This window comes from Halobellus inordinatus, from assembly GCF_024498335.1.
Lineage (GTDB): Archaea > Halobacteriota > Halobacteria > Halobacteriales > Haloferacaceae > Haloquadratum > Haloquadratum inordinatus.
This window is the reverse complement of record NZ_CP101825.1, coordinates 489829-513694: the sequence shown is the minus strand read 5'-3', so window position 1 is coordinate 513694 and position 23866 is coordinate 489829. Positions and strand designations below refer to the sequence as shown.

The window sequence follows — 23866 nt, the reverse complement described above, 5'->3', positions numbered from 1 at the left end:
TTCTTCCTGCGGGCCGTCGTCTTGGAATCCGATCACTTTCGCTCCGGGTGGCGAAGACTCTTACCCGATGAGAACCCTACTCCGGTGCGATGGCGCAGGCCCCCCAGGACTCACGCGACCTCACCGACCGGTTCATCCAGTTCTACCGCAAGTACTACCGCGACGAGATCGGCAAGCTCGCCCAGCAGTACCCGAACGAACAGCGGTCGCTGTACATCGAATACGAGGACCTCTACAAGTTCGATACGGAACTGGCCGAAGACTACAAGAAGAAACCCGACCAGATCCGCGAGTACGCCGAGGAGGCGCTCCGCCTCTACGACCTCCCGGCGGACGTCAAACTCGGCCGCGCGCACGTCCGGCTCACGCACCTCCCGGAAACGGTCGACATCCGCAGCATTCGCGTTCACGACGATCACATCGGGCGGATGATCGCGGTCCAGGGGATCGTCCGCAAGGCGACCGACGTCCGACCGAAGATCACCGAGGCCGCTTTCGAGTGCCAGCGCTGCGGGACGATGACGTACATCCCGCAGTCCGACAGTGGCTTTCAGGAACCGCACGAGTGCCAGGGCTGTGAGCGCCAGGGACCGTTCCACGTCGACTTCGACCAGTCCGAGTTCATTGACGCACAGAAGGTTCGCGTCCAGGAGAGCCCCGAGGGCCTGCGGGGCGGCGAGACGCCACAGAGCATCGATATCGACCTCGAAGACGACATCACCGGCGAAGTCACGGCCGGCGACCACGTCACTGTGACGGGCGTCCTCCACATCGAACAGCAGACCTCCGGCAACGAGAAGACCCCTATCTTCGACCTCTATATGGACGGCGTCGCGGTCGAAATCGAGGACGAGGAGTTCGAGGATATGGACATCACCGAGGAGGATGTCGCAGAGATCGTCGACCTCTCGAACGACCCCGAAATCTACGAGAAGATGGTCGGCTCGGTCGCGCCCTCGATCTACGGCTACGAGCAGGAGAAACTCGCGATGATCCTCCAGCTCTTTTCGGGCGTCACCAAACACCTCCCGGACGGCTCGCGGATCCGCGGCGACCTCCATATGCTCTTGATCGGGGACCCTGGTACGGGTAAGTCCGCGATGCTCCAGTACATCCGGAACATCGCGCCCCGATCGGTGTACACCTCCGGGAAAGGAAGTTCGTCCGCCGGCCTCACGGCGGCCGCCGTCCGCGACGACTTCGGCGACGGCCAGCAGTGGACGCTCGAAGCCGGCGCGCTCGTGCTGGCAGACAAAGGAATCGCGGCTGTCGACGAGCTAGATAAGATGCGATCGGAGGACCGGAGTGCAATGCACGAAGCGCTGGAACAACAGTCATACCATCCGAACTCGGAGGTTTTACTCTCAGACGGCCGTCGCGTCGAGATCGGTCCGTTCGTGGACTCGATGATGGACGAGCGCGAGGGGGACGTCGTCGACGGCGTCGACTGCGAGATCCTCCCGGTCGAGGATGTCGGCGTCCACACTGTCGATCTCGACACGAACGACACCGAGAAGACCTCGGTCGATCGCGTGAGCAGGCACGAAGCCCCAGAGGAGTTCGTTCGGGTGTCCTTCTCGAACGGTCGCTCGGTTCTCGTCACTCCCGAACATCCGATGTTCGTCGACGACGACGGAGCGGTCGGAACGGTCGATGCCGCGGCGATGTCTGTGGGCGATTTCGTCCCTGCGCCGCGAAAACTCCCGAACTCTGCAGCCCCACGGCCGCTCACTGACGAGGAGCACCGCGGCAAAGAGCGCGATGTCGACCTCCCGGACGAGATGTCGCCTGACCTCGCGGAGATGCTGGGGCTCTTGACAGCCGAAGGACACTCGTACTCCGGCGGTCGCACGCACGAAATCGGGTTCTCGAACCAAGACGACAGGCTCCTCGATCGGGCAGCGCAGTTGATGGCCGACATCTTCGGTCTCGAAAGCACGGACGCGGTGAACGGTGCTGGGACCACGACGAAGCGATGGGTATCGACGAAACTGTACCGGTGGTTCGAGTCCAACTTCCCGGGCGTGATGCGGAAATCGAGGGACAAACGGATGCCGGACGCCGTCCTCGGTGCCTCCGAAGAAGAGATTCGCCGGTTCCTCGTCGGTGCGTTTGCGGGCGATGGCGGCGTCGAGAGTGAAGCGATGCCGTTTTCGACCGCTTCCGAAGGTCTCGCAGCGGATTACGCCGATGCGCTCGCGAAGCTTGGTATCGGGTCGCGAATTCACTATGATTCGGCCGAAGACGCCTGGAAGACGTACGTGATGGGCGACTCCACCGAACGGTTCGTGTCGGCGGTCGTCGATCCTGCCGACGACCGTCACGAGAAGGCCCAAGCGTTCGCCGAGCGGAGCAACGAGACCGAACGGCACCACGACGTTCTGCCGACGAGCGCAGCGCGAGAGATCAGATCGCTCAAACGACTGCTCGGTGTCCCCCTCGACGGTCGATTCCGCCCCGCACTCGACGAGGGCTACGGCGTCCAAATTAGCACTGTTCAGGCAGAAGTCAAGTCGCTCCGAGATCGCATCGAAACAATCCGAAACGAGCTCGATTCGGCAGCGACGCTCGCAGAAGCCAGAGATCTTATCGGCTGGTCCGGCAGACAGCTCGCCGAGCAGCTCCCGGACGCGACGACGAGCGCGGTTCACTACGCTGAAGACGGCGGCTACACCGCTGCGAGACGGGCATCGCTCCGCACAGGTGCCCTGGACGCGATCGCGGAGGCGCTCGACGAAGCGGACGAGCGGCTCGATGCCCTCGAATCGCGATGCGACCTCCGATACTACCGCGTGACCGACGTCGAGACTGTCCCGAACGAGGGGGAACACGCCTGTGAGTGGGTCTACGACGTGACTGTCGAACCGACGAACACGTTCGTGAGCAAGGGCGTCGTTCTCCACAACTCTATTTCGGTATCCAAGGCCGGAATCAACGCGACCCTGAAATCCCGGTGTTCGCTGCTCGGCGCGGCAAACCCGAAGTACGGCCGCTTCGACCAGTACGAGCCGATCGGCGAGCAGATCGACCTCGAACCCGCGCTCATCTCGCGGTTCGACCTGATCTTCACGGTGACGGACAACCCCGACCCCGAGAGCGACGCCGAACTCGCAGAGCACATCATCAACACGAACTACGCGGGCGAACTCCACACCCAGAAGTCGAAGGTGCCGAGTTCGGAGTTCACCGATGGCGAAGTCGAGGACGCGACCGAGGAAGTCACGCCCGTCATCGACGCCACACTCCTGCGGAAGTACATCGCCTACGCGAAGCGCAACTGCTACCCGACGATGACCGACGAGGCGAAAGCGGTCATCCGCGACTTCTACGTCGACTTCCGCGCGAAGGGGGCCGACGACGACGCGCCGGTGCCGGTCACGGCCCGGAAGCTCGAAGCGCTCGTCAGGCTCTCGGAGGCGTCGGCGCGGCTCAGACTCTCCGACACCGTCGAGCGAGAAGACGCGGTCCGCGTCACCGAGATCGTCGAGTCCTGCCTCCGCGACATCGGGATGGACCCCGAGACCGGCGAGTTCGACGCCGACATCGTCGAGACCGGGACCTCGAAGAATCAGCGCGACCGCATCAAGGACATCAAGCACCTCATCGAGGAACTCGAAGACGAGTACGAGGAGGGCGCGCCGGTCGACGAGGTCATCGAACGGGCAGGCGGTGATCTCGGACTCGAAGAGTCGAAGGCCGAAGACGAGATCGAGAATCTCAAACGAAAGGGAGAGCTCTACGAACCGCGGCAGAACTACCTGCGGACGACGTAGAATGGACCGCATCTCTGCCCTCCGGAACGTCGAGGAGGCCCTCAGCGACTTCGAGGCCGGCGAATCTGACCTCGCAGCGACCGAACAGCGCGTCGTGACCGTCCTGCGGACGTACGCCACCGACTTCGAGGGCGAAGGTGGGCTCCGTGCGTATCAGGCGACCGGCTCGGGCCGTGCGCACGGGCTCGTCGTCGTCGCCGAGAGCGAGAGCGATGCGCGCGAGCGGATCGCCGACCTCCTCGACGAACGACCGGACCACATCGACGCCGACATCTCGCCGGTGTAAGTGGGTTTTTATCGCCGCCCGGAAATTGAGGCGTAGTCGTGTTGTTGGTAGTGACGTATTCGCGTCGGGCACGCGAGACGCTGCGAAACGCCTGTCGAGCACACGAAGAGACCGTCGTCCGGAAATTCGGTCGCGCCGCGCTCCTGCGGGAAACGGAGTACGGCGCCTTCTTGGCCTGTCGGCTTCGCGAGCGACACGCCGCCGACGTGCAAGTCGAACGCACGGAACCGTTCAACGAGTTCGCCGACGCGCCCGACGCGGTGCGAGAAGCCGCTGCCGCATACGAAAACCGGGAGTCGCCGAGCACGCCGTACGACCGATTTGCCGCCGGCACCGACCATCCGGAGTCGGACGCGATGCGCGAGCGGGAACTGTGAGCGGCCGGTTCGATGCCGTCGCCGACACCGCTGTCCGTCTTCCCGACGGTTCGACGCGCGACGGGCCGATCGTCGACCTTCGCGACGTTGAACTCGGTCCCTCACGCGGTGCGCTCGACCGCGTGGTCTGCGCTGGCTGCCCGACGACGAGCGGCACGCTGGCCGTTCACTCGCCGCCTCCGCAGTCGGTCCACCGGCACGTGTCGCCACTCACGCCCGCAACGACGCTCGATCGTCGCGCTGCGCTGGCGGCGCTCGCCGCGGCGCGCGGCGTCGAGACGCCCTACGACGACGATCTCCGAACTGCGAGACGATCGCTTCGCTCCGCGGCGCCCGCGGCGGTCGGCGTCGCAGAACTGCGTACCGCCCGTCGCCGCGCCGCAGAGGCCGGTGCCGAAACCGAACGGCTTCGGGAACGGGTCGCGACTATCCGCGGCCGGGTGAACGCGCTTCGCGACGCGGATCACGGGACGAGTGACGACGGACTCGCAGAAGCCGAAGCGTCGCTCTCGGAGACGACCCGGCGGCTCTCCGAGGTCGCGACCGAGCGCGTCGCCGCCGCCCAGCGGCTGGAACTTCTCGAACGCACCGCACGGTCCGCACGCGACACCCGAGACGCACGACTGCGACTCGAAGACCGCGTCGGAAACCTCGAACGAGCCGTTCGTGACGCTCGTATCGTGGCCGTCGAGGACGACTTTCGAGCCGCGCGCCGAACGGTTGCCGCTCGACTCTCGCGGACCCGACCCCCTGACGCCGCCGTCTCGACCGGCGTCTGCGACGCCCTCGCGGTGGCCCGGGGCGCGCCGATCCGCGCACCGGTGGTCGTCGCGCCGGACCTCGTCGGCGCACTCGGCGGACCGACGTCGACACACGACGTCCTCGACGCGCCCATCCTGATCTGCTGACGAGTCGGACCCATTCTGAGACGACAGTTTATGTACCTGCCCGCGGCCAGACCGCGCGTGCAGACCGACGCTCACGCCGCACCCGCCGATACGCCGCCAGTTCGAACGACGACCACCACCTCTCGCGTCGCGGGCGTGACGCTCGTGCGCGTCGAACTTCGTAGCGACCTCGCCGTCGAGATGCGCGTACGCGTCTCGAACGAACTCGATGGGCCCGTTCTCCCGCCGCGTCGTGCGGGCGTCCCGTCTGCCGGCTGGGATGCGGACGGATTCTCGGGGACGATCCCCGCCTCGGGACGACTCGGCATCGGATACGCCTGTCCGGCGGTGAACGATCCGGATCGCTCGCCGGCTGCATCTGCAGACGACCCGGGAGAATCCTCGGACGAATCCCCGGGCGTATCCTCGGATAATCCGGACGCGTCTGTCGTCTCCGTCGACCTCCTCGGCCCCGCGGACGCCGACACCGACGAGCGTGACCTAGTCAGTTCGGCCGTCCGGACGCTCGGGCGTGCGACTCCGCCCGCCGACGCCGTGCCGACTGAGACGGCCGCTGCGTCGCATCCGGAGCATTCGAACAGTGAACCGGATGATGATGGCGGGGCTGACGCTCCGCTTCCCGACCCCCTCGACGCGTGGCTCGACGCGGTCGAAACGCGCGTAGAACACGCCGAGCGACTGACCGACGCGTCTGTTTCCGAGGCGACTGCGGTGCTCGACGCCTGCGGCGGCATCGATCCGGTTTCAGAGCTCCCCGACTCGCTCGCTGCCGATAGAAGAGCACTCCGGACCGTCGCGGCGCGGATCGACGACCTCGCCGCTCGTGCGGCTGTTGCTGACCCCGACCCAGTCGTCTCGGCGCTGGCAGAGGCTGCCGAGGGGCCAGCGGTGCGAGAGACCCCGACGGCGTCGCCGTCCACGGAGGACCGATGATCCTCGCCGTCACCGGCGGCAAAGGCGGCGTCGGCAAGTCGACGCTCTCGGTCGAATGCGGTGCGGCGCTCGACGCGACGGTCGTCGACGCCGACCTCGGGATGGCCGATCTCCCGACCGGTCCCGGCCCGGACCTCCACGACGTGCTGGCCGGCCGTGCCGATCCCCTCGAAGCGGTTCGTGAGGGGCGCGGTCCGGTACGCTTGCTCCCTTGCGGACGGTCACTCGCGGGCGCTCGGGCGGCGGACGTCACGGCTCTCGACGAGACGCTTCGCGCCGTCGAGCGTGCGTACGGCGACGTCGTCGTCGACTGCCCGGCGGGAATGAAAGCCGACGCGGGCGTTCCCCTGGCGGTCGCAGACGCCTGCGTCGTCGTGGCGTCACCGCAGTCGTACGCGCTCGCCGACGCCGTTCGCTCGCGGGAGCTCGCCCGCGAACTCGACGCGGGACTCGTCGCCGTCGTGATCAACCGTGCCGTCGACGACCCACCGGAGCGAGCCTTCGAGGAAGTGCTCGGCGCCCCCGCGGTCACCGTGCCCGCCGATCCACGCGTCGGAGAGACGATCGAGTCGTTCCGTCCAGTCGTGCGGTCCGCGCCGTCGACACGAGCGGCTCGCGCGGTGGTGACGATCGCCGACGCGGTCCAGCGGGCCAAGCGAGTCTGATTGGTCGCTGAGCCGCGTCGCCTGGTGCTCCACACCGACAGCGTCGTAGAATCAGTCGAGCGTTCGTCGTCCCATTCGTCCGCCAGACTTCACTACTCGTCGTCTCGGAGCTTCTGGTACGTCGACCGCAGCGTGACCGGCGTGACGCCGGCGGCGTCGGCGGCCTCCCGCTGGGTCAGGTCTGCGTCGCTGTCACGGGCAGCCGTATAGAGACACGCGGCGGCGACGCCGCTTGGGTTGCGGCCGACCGCGAGACCGGCGTCGACCGCTTCGGCGACGTACTCTCGTGCCCGCCGTTCGACGTCGCCGGCGAGGTCCAGTTGCGAGGCGAATCGAGGGACGTACTCCGCGGGATCGATCGGACCGACCGGCAGTCCGAGTTCGCGGTTGATCGCGTCGTAGGCGGCGGTCTGTTCGGCTTCGGTCGCTTTCGCCGCGTCCGCGACCTCGTCGACCGTCCGCGAGACGCGGGCGACACGACAAGCCGCATAGACACAGGCTGCCGCGAATCCCTCGAGGGATCGTCCGCGGAGGAGATCCTCCGACTGCGCGGAGTCGAACAGCGAGCAGGCGTGATCGCGGATCCGTTCCGGCAACGAGAGCGCGCTGGTGAGCCGGCGTATCTCGGTGAACGCGTACACCTGATTCCGCTCGCGCTTCGTCGAGATACGGGCGCGGTTGTGCTGGCGGCGCATCCGAGCGAGCCGGCGCCGCTTCCGTCCTTTCACGCGCGTCGAGCGGCCGATTTCGGTCGAGAGGCCGCGGTCGTGTCGCGAGCGCGTCAGCGGCGCGCCCGTCCGTTTCGGGTCCGTGTCGTCGTCGGCGAACGAGCGCCACTCGGGCCCGTGGTCGATCCGGTACTCCGAGAGCACGAGTCCGCAGTCGCCACACACCGTCTCCCCGCGCGTCGTCTCGGGGCGACCCTCGCATTCGGGGCAGGCGTTCGTCGTCGTGCTGGCGTCGGCGGTGGGTGCTTCACTCATCACAATTGAAACTCGGTCGCGAAGGCATATTTAAAGGCGGGAGAATGCGGGGTTTTGAGCCCGCCGACGCCGCATAGTACCTACCGGTAAACGATAGGTAGTAGTATCGAATCTGATATTTAGGTCGAAACCTCTTATTCGGACTGGCGGAAACGACTCGACGATGGGTTTGTCGGAGATCGCAGCGGGGTTGGAACTGACGACGAAGCAGACCGAGCGCGGCGTCGCGACTGTCGACGACACCGACGTCGATCTCGACGCGCGGCTCAGAACGTTCGAAGACGACCTCCCGTGTACGGCCGCGGCGGCGTCGACCGTCCTCGATCGCTACGACGCGGGCGTGAGCGTCGGCGACGCCGGAGAGGCTGCCGCGCTCGCACCGGTCACGGCCGCGAAGCTCCTCCACCGCTGCGGCGTCGAGGGCGTGACACCGATTTCGCCCACGGCGCGCCGCGTGCTCCGGGACTGGCTCGACGGTCGGATCGCGCGTGCGGACGCACTCGAACTGACGAACGCTGAGGAGTCGGAGTTCGCACTCGCGGCGTACGTCGAAACGCACGAACCGATTCCCGAACTGGCCGAGGCCGTTCGACGCGACGCGTCGGCACCGATCGCTGGCGACGCGCTGGTCTCGAAGCGCGACGCGCTCGCCGAGACGATGAGCGCCGGCGCCGACTTCCAGTAGTCGTTCCGGTCGCCGCGCAGGGCCTCCCTTTCGTTTTGCGGCTCTCGGAGTGGCGCTATAGTAGCATTTGCAAGTCTTCACTCATCGGATCGTCCGCTGTCGTGCGATCGGATGAGCAATCAGTTGCAAATGCTACTATAGGCGTGTCTCCGCTCTACCGACCGACGTACTCGCCGACGGTACCGAGGAGCCCGCTCTGTTCGGTGTCGGTGCCCGTAATTTCACGCCCCGTCACCGCGGCCGCGACGCGCTCGATCGCCGCGGCGAATGCGCTGTCCTCGTTCGGTACCCGTGGTTCCGTCTGTACGTCGAGCGACCCCGCGTCGGGGATCGAGACGTCGGCCGTTTCGAGTTCGCCGCGCGTAGACACGACGAGCGACGCTTCCGCGCCGACGTCGGCGAGGCGCTCGTGGGTCCGCTGGATCGCGGTCGCGCCGCGGTCGCTCGCCGGTGCGACGACGGCGATGCGGTCTGCGACATTCACCGCGGCGACGGCCTGGTTCGCCGCGATCGGCGGGACGTCGAGGAGGACGTGGTCGAACCGCGACGCCGCAGTCGTGATGCGGGATTCTAACGCCTGTACGGCGTCCACGCGCTTTGCGCGAGCCAGGCGCTCGAAAGGCGCGTGCGCTGGACAGACGGCGATGCGACCGGCGACGTCGCGGCCGACGTCGAGTTCGGAGAGGCCGGTCGAGAGATCGGCGCCCTCCTCGTCGGTCACGAGCGCCGTCACGTCGGGATCGATTCGCCCCGTGAGGTAGTCGCTGAGTCCTTGCGTTCCGAACGCGGCGTCGACGACGGCGACCGTCCGGCCGTCGGCCGCGAGCGCGGCGGCCACCTCGACGACCGTTCGGGTCGTTCCCGCGCCGCCCGTCGCGCCGACGAACGCCGCAACGCCTGGCGATTGTGCAGACATACGCCACGTGGCCGCGCACTCGGATTTAACTGGTCCGGTCCCGCAGTCGTGCGGTTCGACCGCTGTGTGGGACGCCCGCTACTCGCCGGACTCGATGGAGTCGGCGATGTCGTCGAGTTCGTCCTCAGAGAGGTCCGGTCGGTCGCCCGCGACGGCGTGGATCGGGCCGCCGCCGTCGCCCTCGAACCGCGGCACAACGTGGACGTGGACGTGTGGGACTTCCTGACCGGCCGCTTCGCCGTTGTTCACGCCGACCGTCGTCGCGTCGGCATCGACGGCCGCTTCGATGCGAGGAGTCAGCTCCTGCACCGCGGCCCACAGGTCGGCGGCGACGTCTCCGGGCATCTCGTCGAGCCGCTCGTAGGGCTCTTTCGGCACGACGAGCGTGTGACCGGGCGCGAGCGGGTTCGCGTCGAGGAAGGCCGCGACGGTCTCCGTCTCGTAGACGATGCGCGCCGGGATGTCGCCGGCGATGATCTGCTCGAAGATGGTCGGGTCTCCGCTCATAGGCGTCACGTCGGACGGATCGCCGAAGTAGGTTCGGGTCTCTGAAAAATCAGTCGTCGCCGACAGCCTCGTCGATCGCGGTACAGACCGCTGCCCGGTACTCGCCGTCGTCGTAGCCGAGGCGGGCGCGCCAGACGTCTTGGTACGACGGATGGAGAATCGGGAGCAACGTCGCGTTCACCCGCTCCAGTTCGGTGGGCTCCAGCACCCGATCGACAAAGCCGTCCAGTTCCCGCCCGTCGAGTGCGAGCGCGCTCGCAGTGGCGTGTTTGCCCGTCGCGACGATTACGGCGGGATCGACGGTGTCGATCTCCGTCCAGAGGTGGTCGCGGCAGTTTGCGCGCTCGTCCGGCGTCGGTTCCCGGTTCGATCCCGCGCCATCGCAGGGGAAGCACTTCACGGCGTTCGTGACGTAGGCGTCGGGATGACCGGCGTCGGCGAGCAGTTTCCGAACGCGACGCCCCGAATGCCGCGTCGTGTACGCTCGCCCCGTCCAGTTGCCGCCGCGCCACGTCTCCGCGTCTGGTTCGCCCGCGCCGGGGGCTTCGCCGACGACCAGTACTGCTGCGTCGCGGTCGCCGGTGCCCCACGAGATTCGCTCGCGACACGCGACGAGCGCGGGACAGCGCGAACAGTCGGCTTCCAGCACGTGCCGGTCGTCGGGGTAGTACTGGTCGGCGTCGGCCGTTCCGCTGGACGAAGGCTCCGGGTCGGTCATCCGGCGTTACGCGGCTTCGACGGCGTCGACGGCGGCGGCGACGAGCGGCGCGACCGAGACGACGCTCACGTCGCGCTCGATGGTGTCGGTACCGATCACGCGCTCGATGCCGGCGCGTTCGAGTTTCGTCCGGGCGTTCTGTGCGAGTAGCGGATGGACGCACGCCGCGAAGACGCGGGCTGCCCCGTCGTCGTCCAGATGCGACACGGCTTCGCTCATCGTCGTCCCGGTCGCGACGATGTCGTCGACGATGACGACGTCCCGGCCCTCCGTGTCGGCATCGCTCGGCGCGATTTCGACCTCTGTCCCGGAGTGGCGCGTCTTCTCGAAGTAGTCGGTTTCGCCGCTCCCGTAGGCTTCACACGCCGCTTCGGCGAGTTCGGTTGCACCGGCGTCCGGCGACAGAAAGAGCGGGTCGGTCAGGTCCTCTGGAAGCGGCGCGGCGAGTCGGCCGGCGGCGTCACAGATCGTCACGTGTGCGTCGAAAAAGTCGGAGATCGACTCCTCGTGAGGGTTCACGAGCACCACGCGATCCGCGCCGGTCGAGACGGCGCGAGCCATCGCGCGTGCGGAGACGGGTTCGCCCGCCTCGAAGGCGCGGTCCTGTCGCGCGTAGCCCATATACGGGATCACGGTGACGACCTCGGACGCACCGGCCTCGCGAACGGCGTCCTGTAACTGCAGCAGTTCGACCCATGCGTCGTTCGAGTCCGTCGTCGCGACCACGACCGCGCGCTCGGCGTCGAACTCGGGGACGGCGGCGAGCGTCTCGCCGTCCGGGAAGCGATTGTACTCTACGGCCGCCAGCGGTTCACCCAGTTCCGCCGCGAGCGCGGCCGCGAGCGCCTGTGAGGATGCGCCGGGTACGATCATACTGGTGTTCTCACGATCCGCGCTAAAACCCCTTTCCGTCTTCGCGCCGCGTGCGAGTGGGGCGCACTGCTCTGCAAGCAGCCGCGATGGTCCGTCAGACCGCGGCCGCTGCGACGTCTCTAACTCCGAGTCCGCGGTGCCGCCACTCGTCGCCTTCCAGCCGCACGGCGAGCGTCCCGTCTGCCGTGACCGCGTACGAGGACTCCGCGCCGTGGGTCACGGCCACGACGTCGCCGTCGACCGGCAGGGCTTCCTCGTGCCAGGCACCCTCGTCGGTGTCGGTATCGGGTTCCCGCGCGTACAACGTCCCCTCGCTCACGGCGTGCGCTCGGGAGTCGACGGCGTCGACGGCGTCGACCGGGTCGGAAAGCACGTCCATCCAGCCGTTCCCGAGTTTGAACAGTCCGGAGCCGGTCGCCACGAGCGGTTCGGCGTCGACGTCGCGGGCGTCGTCGAGGCCGGCGTGCGTCGCGCCCGAGTCGTCGACGCGATAGACGCCGTCGGCGGCGGCGACGAGGCCGCCGTCGATCGCGCGCACCGCGCCCGCGGATCCGACTTCCGTCCAGGTCGCGTCCGCGTCGCTGGCGGCGTCATCCGGGCCCGCACACCGACCGATCCGTCCCTCCTCGTCGCCAGCGAGAAGCGCGCCCGCGTCGAATCCGACAGCGGTCGCGGGTCCGAAGCCGGTCGCGGCGAAATCGAGCGCGTCGGACGGGCCGGCGGTGGAGGCCGCGTCGCCGTCCGCTGCGCTCCGATCAGCCACCAGGACGTCCTCGTCGGTCGCGACCGCGACGAGCGGGCCCGCCGTCGCGACATCGCGGGCGTGGCACCGCTCTGCGACGCCGAACTCCCCGATCAGGTCGTCGGAGACGGAGACGGCGACGACGCCGAGCCCCGTCGCGAGATAGACCGTCTCGGTCCCGGAGTTGTCGGTGTACACTCGCTTCTCGTCGATCGTTGGCATACCCGAAATTCGCCGAGACGTGGTAAAAACGGTGCGGAGCGCGTCTCGACGGGGTCTATATGAACTCCCGAACCTCGGAGTACCACATCTCGTGGTAGTCGACTTCGCCGATGCGTTCGGCGATGGCGACCGCGAGCACGTGCCAACAGCGCTCGTGGGGGTCCTCGGGATCGAGGTTGTACGCGCTGTCCTTACAGGTGCACCCGCCGTCCTCGACGACGTACTCGTCTTCGTGGCCGACGACGACGGTGAAGTCGCGGTAGCGCTTGATGCGACCCTCCGAGACGGCTTCGATGGCGCGCGCGCCGCGGCCGTCGTGGAGTTTGACCAGCGTGTCGACCGCGTTCGGCGTGAGTTCGCCCGCCTCCGCCAGTTCGCGCCGCCAGGCGGTTTCGGCGTCGCTGTCCGTCTCGGTCGGCACGGCGTAGCCGTCGTGGGCGTTCTCACCAGGGTCGGCGTTCTCACCAGGGTCGGTGGTGGAGGCGCTGTCGGTGTCGTCGGTGGCGTCGCCCGCTGTGTCGCTGCCCGCGTCGCTGGCGACCACGTCGAACCCGTCGGTGTCGTCCGTCGACCCGCGCTCGTCGGTCGGGCCGCCGTCGCCGTCACTCACGCCCGTCGCTTGCTCGGGGGCGGACAAAACGCCACCGGTGCCCACTTCGGCCGTCGGCCGCTTCTCCCGAGAGGTTCTCCGGACCGTGCATCGCATCGCTTTTCGCTGCGGGGCGTCCGAACCGAGGTATGGACGTTCGTGAGGGCGATGTCGAGCTTTCGGTCCCCGACGCCCGCGACGGCGCGTCGGAGGGTGCGGGCGACGGCGTGTTCTACAACCCGACGCAGGAACTCAACCGCGACGTGACGGTGGCGACGCTGCGGGCGTACCGCGAGCGCGAACCGCGTCTCACCTCGTATCTCGACGCGATGGCGGCCAGCGGGGTCCGGGGCGTCCGCGCCGCCGCCGAGGGTCTCGACGTCACGTGCGTCGACGTCGACGCCGACGCGGTCGAACTCGCACGCGAGAACCTCGCGCGCAACGACCTCGACGGCGACGTGGTCGAACGCGACGTCAACGCGCTCCTCCACGAATCCGTGTTCGACGTCGTCGATCTCGATCCGTTCGGCACGCCGATCCCCTTCGTCGACGCCGCGTTCGCGAACACGCGCAACCTGGTCTGCGTCACCGCCACGGACACCGCGCCGCTGTGCGGCGCCCACCAGCGCTCTGGCATCCGCAAGTACGCGACGCTCCCGCAGAACACCGACTACCACCCCGAGATGGGGCTTCGCGTCCTCCTCTCGGCGCTCGTCCGCACCGCCGCGCGGTACGACAAGGCCGCGGTGCCGATCCTCTCGCACGTCACGCGCCACTACGCCCGCGTGTACCTCGAACTCGACGCCCGCGCCACGCAGGCCGACGCACTCATCGACCAACTGGGCTACGTCCACCACTGCGAGGACTGCCTCCACCGAACTCACGAGTTCGGCCTGATCGCGCACCCGCCCGAGACCTGTGCCGCCTGCGGTGGCGACCGCCTGCTCACCGCCGGGCCGCTCTACCTCGGGCCGATCTGCGAACCCGACTTCGTCCGTGCGGTCCGCGAGCACGTGACCGAGGAGATGGGCGAGGCGGCGCGCGCTCGGCGGATGTTAGACACCGTCGCGGGTGAACTCGACACGCCGACGCACTACGACCAGCACCGCCTCTGCAAGCAGTGGAGCCGCTCTGCACCGGCGATGGACGACTTCCTCGCGGACCTCCGGGACGCCGGATTCGAGGCGACGCCCGCCCACTACTCGGGCACGTCGTTCAAGACCGATGCGACGGTCGAAGAGATTCGCGACGCGACGGTCGACGCCGAGTAGTCGCCGCTCGAACGCACCGCTCGGGACGCTCCGGTCCGCACACCGGGCCCGATGACCTCCGCGACGCACGCCGATCTACCACCTACACTCTTGTGTCAGTCCGGCGAACAGACTCCTGTGAGCGTTCGGACTCGTGACCCACTCGTCGCAACGCGTGCGATCGTCGATACCGTCCGCGAGCGGGAGGTGACGTTCCTTGCGGCGAGCATCTCCTATTACGTTCTCGTTTCGCTCGTCCCGCTTCTCACGCTCGCTGTCGTCCTCGCGACCGTCATCGGCGGGGCGGAACTCGCAGACCAGATCCGGACGATCGCCCAGCAGTATCTGCTCCCGTCGGGGGCCGACCTCGTGGAGAACGCGCTCGCAGACCGTACCGGACAGGGCACCCTCTCGATCGTGAGCCTCCTCGTTACGGTCTGGGGCGCGCTGAAACTGTTCCGCGGCATCGACGTCGCGTTCTCTCGGGTCTACGGCTACCCGACCAGTTCGATCGTCGACCAGATTCGCGATGGCCTCTTGACCCTCCTCTCGCTCGGCGGGGCGACCATCGGCGTCGCCGTCGCTGCGACCGTCATCGCCATCGTCGACGTGCCGTTCGTCGGGATCGTGAGCCCGCTCGTCCTCCTGGCGTTTCTCGTCGTGGCGTTCGTCCCGCTGTACGCGCTCATCCCCGACGTCCCGATCACGCTCGGACAGGCACTCCCGGGAGCGCTGTTCGCAGGCGTCGGCTGGGCGATTCTCGGCGTCGTCTTCGGCTTTTACGCGCAACTGTCAAGCGGGGTCGCGGGCGCGCTCGGAGCGCTGTTGTTACTCGTCACCTGGTTTTACTTCTCGGGCATTCTCGTGCTCACCGGTGCGGTGGTCAACGCCGTCCTCGCAGGGGAGGTCGACGCCGCAGACCGAGAGACTGCGGAGTCGGACGGCGACGCCGACGAGCGAGACCGGCAGGTACAACACCCGCGGGGCCGACGTGACGAGCGGACGATGAGTGCGGACGACGCGACGACACCCGACGACGACGCCGCGGAGGATGCGACGACGCCCGAGGAGGACGTGGAGGGCGCCGCGAGCGCCGGCAGCGGACCACGTGGGGGCGACGACACCGACGTCGAACCCCGCGGCGCGCCCGACATCGAGGACCTCGATCGCCGCATCGAGGAACTGCGCGCCGACCTCGACACGTTCGAGGAGGACGTCCAGTCGCGCACGGTCGAGCGCCCCGACGTCGAATCCGAGATGCGCCGCTACGTTCGCGGGCGACTCCGCCGGGGGAAAGCCCGCGGCTGGGGGCCGTATCTCGTCTTGCTGTACGGGACGGCGGCGACGATCGGTGCGTTCTATCTGCTCGACGACGACCTGCTCGCGGTGGTCGCGATGCTCGTCATCTACCTCTCGACGCTGGGACTCTACGCCCTCTTCGTGATCTTCGGCGTCGGACTGAACGCGCTCGGCGTGCCCGGTCGGCTCGTCGACTGGGTTCGCGATCGGCGCTCCTGAACGGGCCAGTCCGCGATTATCCCGCGACGTGCGCCGTCCGCGCTCACTTCACACTCGCCACGTTCGATCCCGCCGCGTTCGATCGCTGCGTCCCGCTTTTCTGCCCTGCTGTTCCCTCGAAAGCGGTGACAGCGACGAACCCGACGATATTTGTCGTTCGCGCAGTGAGAGACGCACCGATGACCCCGACCACGACGCCGCTCGCCACGCGCGGTATCGGCGAAGTCGCGTTCGCCGAGTCGCTCCCGGACGCCATCGTCGCGGTGTTCTGGGCGCTCACGCACCTCGGAAATCCCTATCTCCTGCTCGCGTGCGTCGCCCTCGCGTACCTCCTCGGCGACCGCGTCGGCATCCCGCGCCGCGGGGCCGCGTTCGCTCTCGCGCTTGGCCTCTGTGCGATCGGTCTCACGATCGGACTGAAACACTTCTTCGGGCTCCCGCGCCCGCCGATCTCGTATCGCGACGGACTCGGCTTTCCCAGCGGGCACGCGCTCGGCTCGACGATGTTCTGGGGCGGCGTCGCCGTGCTCGCGACGTGGGGGCGCTGGCGACAGCGACTCACCGTCGCGGGGGTCGTCGTCGGCGCCGTCGCCCTCTCGCGCGTGCTGATCGGCGTCCACTACCTCGCGGACGTCGTCGCCGGCGTCGCCATCGGGGTAGCGTTCCTCGCAGCGGCGTTTGCGCTCGGACCCGGATTCTCGCCGAAGTCACCGAGCGGTGCGCTCGCGACGCCCGAGCACCGCCACGTCACCGCGCTGTTCGTCCTCGCGGTCGCACTCGGACTCGCGGGGCTCCTCGTCGCTCCCGGGGAGAGTGAACTGTTCTTGGGCATCGGCACGGCCGCTGGCGGGGTACTGGCGTGGCGGCGCTTCGGCCGCCGCGCGGCCGCGGTGACTGTCGAACTGTCGACCCGGACGTTCGCCCTCGGCGGCGGCGGACTCCTCGTCGCGCTCGGCGTGATGAGCGGCACCGCGAAACTGATCGAGAACGGCCCGCTCATCGCCGTCGCCGGGGCGGTCGGCGCCGTCGGACTGCTCGCGCTGCCGCTCGTCGTCGACGCTCGCGACGTGGCTTGAGTCGACATTCGGCCACGAACGGCGCCCGCTCCGCTACGGCGTCGGAGAACGGAAGACGAAAGAACCGAAGAAGGGAAGAACGAAAACGGAAGAAACCGCAGTCAGGCGTCGGCGTCGCTCAGTACTTTTCGAGGTAGCGGTCGAGTTCCCACTGGGAGACGTCGATGCGGAACTCGTCGTACTCCTGGGTCTTCGCCTCGATGAACTTCTCGGAGACGTGCTCGCCGAGGGCCTCCTTGATGACCTCGTCGTCTTCGAATTCGGCGACGGCCTGACCGAGGTTCGCCGGCAGCGTGTCGATGCCGTACTCCTCGCGCTTGGCCTCGTCGAACTCGTAGATGTTCTCCCGGACCGGGTCGGGGGCTTCAAGGCCCTTCTCGATGCCTTCGAGACCGGCGTGGATGATCGCCGCGAAGGCGAGGTAGGGGTTACACGACGGGTCGGGTGAACGCAGTTCGATGCGCGAGGCCGCCGGCACGCGTGCGGCCGGCTTGCGGATGAGCGCCGAGCGGTTGCGGTCGGACCACGCGACGTACACCGGCGCTTCGTAGCCGGGGACGAGGCGCTTGTAGCTGTTCACCGTCGGGTCGGCGACGGCCGTGATCGCCGGGGCGTGTTCGAGGACGCCGGCGAGGAAGGCGTGGGCGGTCTCCGAGAGGTTGAACTCGTCGTCGTCGTCGTGGAAGGCATTGTTGCCGTCCTCGTCGAACAGCGAGACGTGGGTGTGCATCCCCGAGCCGTTGATCTTCGGGATCGGCTTGGGCATAAACGTCGCGTGGAGGTCGTGCTGGGCCGCGATGGCGCGGACGACCGTCCGGAACGTTCCGACGTTGTCGGCGGTGGTGAGGGCGTCGTCGTACTCGAAGTTGATCTCGTGTTGGCCCTCGGCGACCTCGTGGTGACTGGCTTCGATCTCGAAGCCCATCTGTTCGAGGCCGTAGATGATGTCTCGGCGGACGTCGGAGGCGAGGTCCTTCGGCGCGAGGTCGAAGTAGCCGCCGGCGTCGTTGGTCTTCGTCGTCGCGCGGCCTTCTTCGTCTTCCTCGAAGAGGAAGAACTCCGGCTCGGGGGCGACGTTGACGGTGTAGCCCATCTCCTCGGCGCGTTCGAGCGTGCGCTTCAGGACGCTCCGCGGGTCGCCCTCGAAGGGCTCGCCCGTCGTGGTATTGATGACGTCACAGATGAGACGCGCCGAGCGGCCGTCGCGCCACGGGAGGATCGCGAACGTCTCGGGGTCGGGTTTGAGCCGCATGTCGGACTCCTGAATGCGGACGAATCCCTCGATGCTCGACCCGTCGAAGTAGATCCCGTCAGTGAAGGCCTTCTCGGCCTGCGTCGCGGGTACGGCGACGTTCTTTACGGTGCCGAGGATGTCGGTGAACTGCAGGCGGAGGAAGTCGACGTCTTTCTCCTCGATCTCGTCGATGACGTGCTGTGCTTCGGCGGAGAGGCCACCGTCTGCGACGGCGGCACCGGATTCATTTTGGTCCGTCATGTCCTGGACAATCGAATCCGAACACTCCCAGTATAAAGACGTTATCGCTTAGTGCAAATGCCCGCAGTCGCTATCCTAATTGGATATTCGTAAAATTCTAATGTACCCAGACGCATCGTGAGTGTAATGACGTACGAAAACCTGGATGCAAAACTGATCAACGCATTACTTGGCGACGGACGCGCGAGTCTTCGGAGCCTCGCCGAGGAACTCGACGTCTCGGTCACGACAGTGTCGAACCACCTCCGCGACCTCGAAGATCAGGGCGTGATCGAGGGCTACACCCCCCGTGTCAACTACGACGCACTCGGCTACGACGTCACGGCGATCATCCAACTGAAGGTCGAAGGGAGCGCGCTCCCCGAGATCACGGATCGACTCCGCGGCCACAAACAGATGACCACCGTCTACGAGGTGACGGGCGATTACGACGTCATCGCGGTCGGCAAATTCGAGGACACAGACGGGATGAACGCACAGATCAAAGAACTCCTCACCGACGCGGACATCCGCGAGTCGAACACGAGCGTCGTCCTCAACGCCGTCGTCGAAAACGAGCAGTTCGACCTCGACGTCGACGAGTAATCTCGGATTCCGGAGTCGCGACGATCGGACGTTCAGCTGGTCGATCCTGTTCCGCTCGCCCTCCCCTCTGAGGGCGGCGGTCAGTCGTCCGCAAGTACGTCGTCTTCGGCGTGAGCGCGCACCCAGAGTTGCCCGATGCGCGAGAGCCGCGTCCGGTAGGACTTCCCGTGTTCTTCCTGTTCGATGTAGCCCTTCCCGCCCGGCCCCAGCCGGTCGACGTTGTAGATGACTTTCGAGCGGAAGGAGTCGGTGTACTCCTCGTTCATATCGCGCGCCAGCGTCTCTGCGAGTTCCGATACGGAGTCGAACTCGCCGTACTCGCCGAGTTCGAAGAGGATGACCTCCTCGAACGGTTTGACGTTCCGGAACGAGGCGACCGGGAGTTCGACGATGTGGCTGTCGCCGATGCGCTTCGCGCCGATGGTCGTCCCGCGCTCGTCGAACTCGTCGAGGATGTCGGTCGCCGACTCGTAGCGCTCGCGGACCCGGTCGTCGTCGACGTCGGCCCCTGCGAGGACCTCGCCCAGCAGGTCTTTCGCCGCGCGGACCTCCTCGGCCAGTTCGGTTTCGAGGTACTTCTCCGGGGCCGTGTAGTAGGTGTGAATCCGCTCGCGGTCCTCCTGGCGCTCGACCATAATCGAGTGGGCGGCGGTGGCGAACGCGAACGAGACGGGGCGGGGCATCGCCGAGACGTTCACCCACACCTCCGAGTCGTCGGCGGCGTCGAGTTCGGCGTTGATGAGATCGTAGGCCTGCTCGAACGCGGCGTCGTAGTCGTAGACGTCGGCGACGACGACGCGCTCCGTATCGGCGCCCAGGAGGTTCTGGAAGTCCTTCTCTAACTTCCCCGAGAGGTTCCGAGAGTACTCGACGTTCGACTCGCTGCCGACTGCGCCCTCCAGAAGAATCACCCGGTCGACGTCCTGCTGGTCCCGGATGAGCGGGGCGATCAGCCGGTCGTAGTCGAAGCCGACCGGCACGATGTGGGTCTGCATACGCCGTCGTAGGAGCGACCGGATGTTAAACCGCCCGTCACCTGTTCGGGTCGCAGTCGAGACGTTCGACCCCGTGAACGTAGCTGAGCCCGACGGACGCCAGGGCGAGCGTCCCGACGCCTTCGCCGACCGAGATCGAGCCGAAGACGACGCCGACCTGCGGGCCCGAGACACCGAGCAGACCGGGGAGCGCCACTGCGAGCGCGCCGATGGCGAGCGCGAGATCGCCGGCCCCGGCGAAGACGTACCAGGGGACCGACCACGACCCGATCCGGACCCGCTCGCAACGCCCCGCGACGACGAACGCGACGCCGGCACAGGCGGTGCAGGCGACGAAGACGACCATCGGCACGTCGATAGCCGGGCCGCCGACGACGAGCACACCGCCGACGACGAGGACCAACCCGGTGCCGAGGAGGGTCAACAGGGCGCGGGGCATACGTAGTCCATCTCACGCGGCACAAAAATGCGTATCGGCGGTAGAGAGGCTCTAATATCCCGTTACTGCCGTAATGCGTGACTACCGGCGTGTGCGTCTCACGGCCGCGAGCACATCGTCGGTGCTCGCCACGTCGGCGAACTCACGGTACAGATGCGTCAGCGCCGTGCGGTGGATCTCCGCGGCAGCGTAGTGCGTCCCGTCGGGTGCCTCGCGCTCGAACGTCGCCGTCGCGTCCGAGACGACGATGGGGTCGAATCCGAGGTTCTCGGCCAGCCGCGTCGTCGTCGAGACGCAGTGGTCGGTCGTGAGCCCGACGACGACGACCGTCTCACAGCCGCGTTCGCGGAGCCACTCCTCCAGGTCGGTCCCGACGAACGCGGCGTTCACGCGCTTTGTCATCACGGTTTCACCGCTCTCGGGCGCAGTTTCGGGCTTCCACGCGAAGCCGGGAGCGTCGCCGCGAAGTGGCGATTCGGACTCCGTGGAGTCGTGCCGGACGTGGACTACTGGCAGGTCCGCGGCGCGCCAGGCGTCGAGAAGCGTCGCAGCGTTCGCCTCGGCGTCGGGGTTGTTGCGGTCGCCCCACACCGGGTCGTCGAAGCCGGTCTGGAGGTCGACGAGGAGCAGTGCAGGCCGGTCACCGAGCGCGAGCGCGTCGGCAGTCTCCGCTGGTGTGTCGGTCGTCATCGACGGATTTCAGTCGTCCGCCGGTGTCGGCCGCGACCGGGGGTCGGCGGCCTTCGGGTGTTCGCGCGTCACTTCGATCGGGCACTCGTCGGGCGACTGCTCGGGATCCTCTCGGAACAGATACTGGGTCCACTCGCGGTCGCCCTCGACGCCCCAGTCGCCGAGGTCCGCGTGGGGGCAGACGCCGTCGTACTCCTCCAGGCGACCCTGGATCTGCTCGCGAGCGCGCTGGCCCGCCTCGGTGTCGTGCGTGATCCCCTCGAAGAGCGTCCGCGGCTGGAAGGTGATCTCCAGTCCGATCGGGCAGTACCGGCTCTTGCGGTCGTCGTAGAAGGGGGCGCGACAGGTCGGGAACATCGCCTCGCCGCCGAAGGAGAACTCCCAGCGGGGGTCGTCGGGGTCAGTCGGAATGTCCTCGGGCCACGGTTCCGGATCGTGGACGTGGAGGAACTGGAGGAGATGCCACAGCGTCTCGTGGTAGTCCGCTTCGGTGAACTCCCGCTCGGGTGGTTTGAAGAACGTCACGAACGACGCCTGTCCCGGCGCGTCGCGATAGGTGTCGAGGTATTCGAGCAGGGTATCTCGGAACGACAAGAGCGCGTCGGGATCAGTCATCGACGGGACCGCGGTGTAGAGCGGTTCGCCGTCGCGCACCGACTGCGCGCCGAAGTGACACGGGAACGACGTCCCGTTCCGCTCGCCGAGGAGTGCCTCGGTGAACGTCTCGAAGTGGCGCCGAACCCACTCGGGGGTGTCCCCGGATTCGACGCGGGCCGCCAGCGTCTCTTGATCCATCAGCGACTGGATGCCCGGCTCGTTCATACTTCAGACTTGGATCGATCGACCAAGAGCGCTTCGCTCCGCGTCAGTTCCCGAGAACGGGCCGACACAGCGTGACGCTGTCCGATTGCGTCAGTCCGCGCGCGAGCCCACAGTGAACGTGTCGGCGCGCTCGTCGGCGTCGGCGGTCGTCAGGAGCGATCCGCCGACGGTGAGGACGAGCGAGAGAGCCATCCCGTAGAGCGCGAAGTCCCAGGTGAAGTACGTCGCGCCGAAGAGCGTCACGCCGCCGAGCGTGATCGACGGGATGAACACGTGCGCGACGTAGTAGAGTTGGGACCCGGCGATCCCGGCGAGCATCCCCTGTCGCGTCGTCTTCGGCCAGTAGAGCGCGACCATCACCGGCAGCGCGAGTTGTGCGAAGCCGCCGAAAGCAGTGTCGCCGACGGTGATGAGCGTCCCGGGGCGGAACAGGCTGACGACGAACGTCCCGATCGCGAAGGCGGCGACGCCGAGGCGGGCGACCCACGCCTCGCGCTCTTCGCTCGCGTCCGGATTCACGAACGGGCGGTAGAGATCGCGCGTGAGGTACGACGATCCCGAGAGCAGCATCGAGTCCGAGGAGGACATCATCGCCGCCATCGCGCCGGCGACGACGAGCGCCGCGAACCACCCGGGCGTGTACGCGTTCAACAACACCGGAACGACGTTCGAACCCTCCGGTACCGACACGCCGAGGCCCGCCGCCCAAGTCCCGAGCAGGAACGCCGGCACGAACAGCAGCACGACGAGGATCGGCCACAGCGCGAACGAGCGCTTCAGGACGCGGGCGTCCTTCGCGACGAAGAAGCGCTGGTTGATCTGCGGGAACATCGTCACCCCGAACGCGATGGTCACGGCGGTCGAGATCATCCACTGCGGCGAGTAGAGCCCGCCGCCGAGCGCGAGGAACTCGGGCTTCGTGTCCGCTAGCGACGTGGAGACGGTGTCCAGCCCGCCCGCGTTCGTGAGCACCCAGACGACGGCGATCCAGACGACGGAGAGCATAAACAGCCCCTGGATCGTGTCGGTCCACGCGACGCCGCGGAGTCCGGCGAGGACGACGTAGACGATCATAAACAGGGTGATGAGCGCCGCGCCGACCCAGTAGGGGATCGCACCGTTCGTGAGGCCGACGATCGCCTCGCCCGCGCCCATCTGCTGGAGCATCACGTAGGGAAACAGCCAGAACAGCGAGACGCCGGCGACGAGCGCGCGGAGACGCGTCGATCCGAACCGGTCACCGAGCATCTCGCCGAGCGTGACGTACCCCTGGACCTTCCCGATCAGCCACTGTCGGTAGCCGATCACGTACCACAGGATCGCAAACAGGATGCCGTCCATCAGCCCCATCACGAGGATCCACTCGGGGCCCGCCCCGTACGCGAGGTTCGGGCCGCCGAAGAAGGTGAACGCCGACAGCAGCGTCGCGAACGTCGTAAACAGGAGGACGACCGTTCCGATCGAACGGCTCGCGAGGTAGTAGTCCTCGGCGTCACGACCGGTCAGTCGGTACGCGAAGACGCCGACCGCGAGCGCGACGAGGAGGTACGCGCCGACGACACCGAGTTGGACGAGCAGTTCCGACTCAGCCATCGAAACCCACCTCCTCGGGATCGACGTTCATTCCGCGGTCCCACGCACCGCGCGCGAAGAGCGCGAATGCGAGCGACGCCAGTCCCATCCAACCGACGTGCCACCAGAGCCACACCGGCAGTCCGAGCCACGTGCTCGCGTCCCGCCAGAGGAACCACGGGATTGCGAACGTAACGAGGACTGCGAAGACCCCAATCCACAGGTAATCTGTCTTCTGTTGCGTCAT

25 protein-coding genes are annotated in these 23866 nt (G+C 67.4%); 11 read left to right on the top strand and 14 right to left on the bottom strand.

The genetic code is table 11. The annotated features are described in order from the left end of the window. The first annotated feature begins 89 nt into the window (after nucleotides 1–89). From NO362_RS02605 to NO362_RS02580, 6 genes are read left to right on the top strand one after another with little or no spacing between them, the layout of a single operon-like run. Nucleotides 90–3773, top strand: a complete 3684-nt coding sequence (locus NO362_RS02605) for an LAGLIDADG family homing endonuclease (protein WP_256546018.1) — start codon at nucleotides 90–92, stop codon at nucleotides 3771–3773. Nucleotide 3774: 1 nt separating this feature from the next. Continuing rightward, nucleotides 3775–4059, top strand: coding sequence for a DUF7854 family protein (locus NO362_RS02600; RefSeq protein ID WP_256546017.1), 285 nt, complete (start codon nucleotides 3775–3777; stop codon nucleotides 4057–4059). Nucleotides 4060–4097: 38 nt separating this feature from the next. Then, nucleotides 4098–4436: a DUF7855 family protein gene (locus tag NO362_RS02595; protein WP_256288685.1), complete on the top strand. Its 339-nt coding sequence runs from the start codon at nucleotides 4098–4100 to the stop codon at nucleotides 4434–4436. Beyond that, nucleotides 4433–5344 carry a DUF7856 family protein gene (locus tag NO362_RS02590; RefSeq protein ID WP_256546016.1) on the top strand — a complete coding sequence of 304 codons (912 nt, stop codon included), beginning with the start codon at nucleotides 4433–4435 and terminating at the stop codon, nucleotides 5342–5344. The genes NO362_RS02595 and NO362_RS02590 overlap by 4 nt, the downstream gene beginning before the upstream one ends. Before the next feature lie 57 nt (nucleotides 5345–5401). Next, complete coding sequence (locus NO362_RS02585; RefSeq protein WP_256546015.1) at nucleotides 5402–6277, top strand: DUF7857 domain-containing protein; 876 nt, start codon at nucleotides 5402–5404, stop codon at nucleotides 6275–6277. Beyond that, the gene (locus NO362_RS02580) at nucleotides 6274–6942 is read left to right on the top strand and encodes a MinD/ParA family ATP-binding protein (RefSeq protein ID WP_256546014.1); all 669 of its coding nucleotides are present in this window, start codon (nucleotides 6274–6276) and stop codon (nucleotides 6940–6942) included. The genes NO362_RS02585 and NO362_RS02580 overlap by 4 nt, the downstream gene beginning before the upstream one ends. A 92-nt stretch (nucleotides 6943–7034) precedes the next feature. Here the strand turns inward: NO362_RS02580 and NO362_RS02575 are convergent, their stop codons facing one another. Further along, the gene (locus NO362_RS02575) at nucleotides 7035–7925 is read right to left on the bottom strand and encodes a transcription initiation factor IIB (RefSeq protein WP_121568623.1); all 891 of its coding nucleotides are present in this window, start codon (nucleotides 7923–7925) and stop codon (nucleotides 7035–7037) included. Nucleotides 7926–8088: 163 nt separating this feature from the next. Between NO362_RS02575 and NO362_RS02570 the strand changes: the two genes are divergently transcribed. After that, nucleotides 8089–8610, top strand: a complete 522-nt coding sequence (locus tag NO362_RS02570; protein WP_121568622.1) for a DUF7858 family protein — start codon at nucleotides 8089–8091, stop codon at nucleotides 8608–8610. A gap of 154 nt (nucleotides 8611–8764) precedes the next feature. On the opposite strand, the gene NO362_RS02565 is transcribed toward NO362_RS02570, so the two are convergent. The 6 genes from NO362_RS02565 to NO362_RS02540 all read right to left on the bottom strand — a co-directional run bounded on the left by NO362_RS02565 (nucleotide 8765) and on the right by NO362_RS02540 (nucleotide 13009). Beyond that, nucleotides 8765–9526, bottom strand: coding sequence for an AAA family ATPase (locus NO362_RS02565; RefSeq protein WP_256546013.1), 762 nt, complete (start codon nucleotides 9524–9526; stop codon nucleotides 8765–8767). A gap of 78 nt (nucleotides 9527–9604) precedes the next feature. After that, a complete protein-coding gene (locus tag NO362_RS02560; protein WP_256546012.1) occupies nucleotides 9605–10033 on the bottom strand; it encodes an HIT family protein in 429 nt (142 codons plus the stop codon). Between the two features lie 49 nt (nucleotides 10034–10082). Further along, nucleotides 10083–10751, bottom strand: a complete 669-nt coding sequence (locus NO362_RS02555; protein WP_256546011.1) for a uracil-DNA glycosylase — start codon at nucleotides 10749–10751, stop codon at nucleotides 10083–10085. A 6-nt stretch (nucleotides 10752–10757) separates the two neighbouring features. Beyond that, nucleotides 10758–11624, bottom strand: coding sequence for a ribose-phosphate diphosphokinase (locus NO362_RS02550; protein ID WP_256546010.1), 867 nt, complete (start codon nucleotides 11622–11624; stop codon nucleotides 10758–10760). A gap of 94 nt (nucleotides 11625–11718) precedes the next feature. Further along, nucleotides 11719–12588 carry an HVO_0234 family beta-propeller protein gene (locus tag NO362_RS02545; RefSeq protein WP_256546009.1) on the bottom strand — a complete coding sequence of 290 codons (870 nt, stop codon included), beginning with the start codon at nucleotides 12586–12588 and terminating at the stop codon, nucleotides 11719–11721. A gap of 55 nt (nucleotides 12589–12643) precedes the next feature. Continuing rightward, complete coding sequence (locus NO362_RS02540) at nucleotides 12644–13009, bottom strand: hypothetical protein (RefSeq protein WP_369335107.1); 366 nt, start codon at nucleotides 13007–13009, stop codon at nucleotides 12644–12646. A 317-nt stretch (nucleotides 13010–13326) separates the two neighbouring features. Between NO362_RS02540 and NO362_RS02535 the strand changes: the two genes are divergently transcribed. From NO362_RS02535 to NO362_RS02525, 3 genes are all read left to right on the top strand, one after another. Then, nucleotides 13327–14448 carry a tRNA (guanine(26)-N(2))-dimethyltransferase gene (locus NO362_RS02535; protein ID WP_256546008.1) on the top strand — a complete coding sequence of 374 codons (1122 nt, stop codon included), beginning with the start codon at nucleotides 13327–13329 and terminating at the stop codon, nucleotides 14446–14448. A 117-nt stretch (nucleotides 14449–14565) separates the two neighbouring features. After that, nucleotides 14566–15945, top strand: a complete 1380-nt coding sequence (locus NO362_RS02530; protein WP_256546007.1) for a YihY/virulence factor BrkB family protein — start codon at nucleotides 14566–14568, stop codon at nucleotides 15943–15945. A 179-nt stretch (nucleotides 15946–16124) separates the two neighbouring features. Further along, the gene (locus tag NO362_RS02525; RefSeq protein ID WP_256546006.1) at nucleotides 16125–17021 is read left to right on the top strand and encodes a phosphatase PAP2 family protein; all 897 of its coding nucleotides are present in this window, start codon (nucleotides 16125–16127) and stop codon (nucleotides 17019–17021) included. A gap of 118 nt (nucleotides 17022–17139) precedes the next feature. Here the strand turns inward: NO362_RS02525 and glnA are convergent, their stop codons facing one another. After that, nucleotides 17140–18516: a type I glutamate--ammonia ligase gene (gene glnA / locus NO362_RS02520; protein WP_121568614.1), complete on the bottom strand. Its 1377-nt coding sequence runs from the start codon at nucleotides 18514–18516 to the stop codon at nucleotides 17140–17142. Between the two features lie 126 nt (nucleotides 18517–18642). Between glnA and lrp the strand changes: the two genes are divergently transcribed. Further along, nucleotides 18643–19101 carry an HTH-type transcriptional regulator Lrp gene (gene lrp, locus NO362_RS02515; protein ID WP_256288698.1) on the top strand — a complete coding sequence of 153 codons (459 nt, stop codon included), beginning with the start codon at nucleotides 18643–18645 and terminating at the stop codon, nucleotides 19099–19101. Between the two features lie 80 nt (nucleotides 19102–19181). Here the strand turns inward: lrp and NO362_RS02510 are convergent, their stop codons facing one another. From NO362_RS02510 to NO362_RS02485, 6 genes are all read right to left on the bottom strand, one after another. Next, nucleotides 19182–20096 (bottom strand): HFX_2341 family transcriptional regulator, encoded by a 915-nt coding sequence (locus NO362_RS02510; protein WP_121568612.1) that lies wholly within the window; start codon nucleotides 20094–20096, stop codon nucleotides 19182–19184. Nucleotides 20097–20133: 37 nt separating this feature from the next. Beyond that, nucleotides 20134–20535, bottom strand: coding sequence for a DUF7994 family protein (locus NO362_RS02505; protein WP_256546005.1), 402 nt, complete (start codon nucleotides 20533–20535; stop codon nucleotides 20134–20136). 81 nt (nucleotides 20536–20616) lie between these two features. Beyond that, complete coding sequence (locus tag NO362_RS02500) at nucleotides 20617–21225, bottom strand: cysteine hydrolase family protein (RefSeq protein ID WP_256546004.1); 609 nt, start codon at nucleotides 21223–21225, stop codon at nucleotides 20617–20619. Nucleotides 21226–21234: 9 nt separating this feature from the next. Next, nucleotides 21235–22047, bottom strand: coding sequence for a YqcI/YcgG family protein (locus tag NO362_RS02495; protein ID WP_256546003.1), 813 nt, complete (start codon nucleotides 22045–22047; stop codon nucleotides 21235–21237). Nucleotides 22048–22137: 90 nt separating this feature from the next. Continuing rightward, nucleotides 22138–23640, bottom strand: coding sequence for a sodium:solute symporter family protein (locus tag NO362_RS02490; RefSeq protein WP_256546002.1), 1503 nt, complete (start codon nucleotides 23638–23640; stop codon nucleotides 22138–22140). Next, on the bottom strand, nucleotides 23633–23866 hold the full coding sequence (locus NO362_RS02485; RefSeq protein ID WP_121568607.1) for a DUF3311 domain-containing protein: 234 nt from the start codon (nucleotides 23864–23866) through the stop codon (nucleotides 23633–23635). Before NO362_RS02485 ends, NO362_RS02490 begins: the two co-directional genes overlap by 8 nt.

Coding starts and splice junctions, on each gene's coding strand:
- glnA (WP_121568614.1), bottom strand. CDS start 18,516: ATGACGGACCAAAATGAATCCGGTGCCGCCGTCGCAGACGGTGGCCTC.
- NO362_RS02565 (WP_256546013.1), bottom strand. CDS start 9,526: ATGTCTGCACAATCGCCAGGCGTTGCGGCGTTCGTCGGCGCGACGGGC.
- NO362_RS02525 (WP_256546006.1), top strand. CDS start 16,125: ATGACCCCGACCACGACGCCGCTCGCCACGCGCGGTATCGGCGAAGTC.
- NO362_RS02500 (WP_256546004.1), bottom strand. CDS start 21,225: ATGACGACCGACACACCAGCGGAGACTGCCGACGCGCTCGCGCTCGGT.
- NO362_RS02600 (WP_256546017.1), top strand. CDS start 3,775: ATGGACCGCATCTCTGCCCTCCGGAACGTCGAGGAGGCCCTCAGCGAC.
- NO362_RS02545 (WP_256546009.1), bottom strand. CDS start 12,588: ATGCCAACGATCGACGAGAAGCGAGTGTACACCGACAACTCCGGGACC.
- NO362_RS02495 (WP_256546003.1), bottom strand. CDS start 22,047: ATGAACGAGCCGGGCATCCAGTCGCTGATGGATCAAGAGACGCTGGCG.
- NO362_RS02580 (WP_256546014.1), top strand. CDS start 6,274: ATGATCCTCGCCGTCACCGGCGGCAAAGGCGGCGTCGGCAAGTCGACG.
- lrp (WP_256288698.1), top strand. CDS start 18,643: ATGACGTACGAAAACCTGGATGCAAAACTGATCAACGCATTACTTGGC.
- NO362_RS02575 (WP_121568623.1), bottom strand. CDS start 7,925: ATGAGTGAAGCACCCACCGCCGACGCCAGCACGACGACGAACGCCTGC.
- NO362_RS02605 (WP_256546018.1), top strand. CDS start 90: ATGGCGCAGGCCCCCCAGGACTCACGCGACCTCACCGACCGGTTCATC.
- NO362_RS02570 (WP_121568622.1), top strand. CDS start 8,089: ATGGGTTTGTCGGAGATCGCAGCGGGGTTGGAACTGACGACGAAGCAG.
- NO362_RS02535 (WP_256546008.1), top strand. CDS start 13,327: ATGGACGTTCGTGAGGGCGATGTCGAGCTTTCGGTCCCCGACGCCCGC.
- NO362_RS02560 (WP_256546012.1), bottom strand. CDS start 10,033: ATGAGCGGAGACCCGACCATCTTCGAGCAGATCATCGCCGGCGACATC.
- NO362_RS02490 (WP_256546002.1), bottom strand. CDS start 23,640: ATGGCTGAGTCGGAACTGCTCGTCCAACTCGGTGTCGTCGGCGCGTAC.
- NO362_RS02510 (WP_121568612.1), bottom strand. CDS start 20,096: ATGCAGACCCACATCGTGCCGGTCGGCTTCGACTACGACCGGCTGATC.
- NO362_RS02550 (WP_256546010.1), bottom strand. CDS start 11,624: ATGATCGTACCCGGCGCATCCTCACAGGCGCTCGCGGCCGCGCTCGCG.
- NO362_RS02505 (WP_256546005.1), bottom strand. CDS start 20,535: ATGCCCCGCGCCCTGTTGACCCTCCTCGGCACCGGGTTGGTCCTCGTC.
- NO362_RS02485 (WP_121568607.1), bottom strand. CDS start 23,866: ATGACGCAACAGAAGACAGATTACCTGTGGATTGGGGTCTTCGCAGTC.
- NO362_RS02555 (WP_256546011.1), bottom strand. CDS start 10,751: ATGACCGACCCGGAGCCTTCGTCCAGCGGAACGGCCGACGCCGACCAG.